The organism is Streptomyces sp. SID11385 (genome assembly GCF_010548245.1).
Taxonomy (GTDB): Bacteria; Actinomycetota; Actinomycetes; order Streptomycetales; family Streptomycetaceae; genus Streptomyces.
In genome coordinates, this window is the sequence record NZ_JAAGLR010000136.1 from 1 (window position 1) to 430 (window position 430).

1 protein-coding gene is annotated in these 430 nt (G+C 78.4%); it reads left to right on the forward strand.

Annotated elements, in window-relative coordinates; translation table 11 throughout:
• The coding region (locus G3I42_RS04250) for a carboxylesterase family protein (RefSeq protein ID WP_164282492.1) at positions 1–430 on the forward strand (430 nt) is incomplete at both ends.

The window sequence follows — 430 nt, forward strand, 5'->3', positions numbered from 1 at the left end:
CGCGCACGGCCCGACCGCGCCCCAGGCGCCGCGCGCTTTCGGCGCGCTCGACATGGGCCCGTACTTCGGCCCGGGGTGGGTCCGCGGCGCCGACTACCTCACCGTGAACGTGTGGACGCCCGCGCCGGGCCGCTCCGGGCTGCCCGTCATGGTCTTCGTGCACGGCGGCGGCTTCGTCGCCGGGTCGCCGCGCGCGCCGCTCCTCGACGGCGCCGCCTTCGCGCGCGACGGCGTGGTGCTCGTCACGATCGGCTACCGCCTCGGGATACCCGGGTTCCTCGCCCTGCCGGGCGCGCCCGCGAACCGGGGGCTGCTCGACGTCGTGGCGGCGCTGCGCTGGGTGCGCGGGAACATCGCCGCGTTCGGCGGCGACCCGGGGCTCGTCACGCTCTTCGGCCAGTCGGCGGGCGCGACGCTCGTCGGCGGCGTG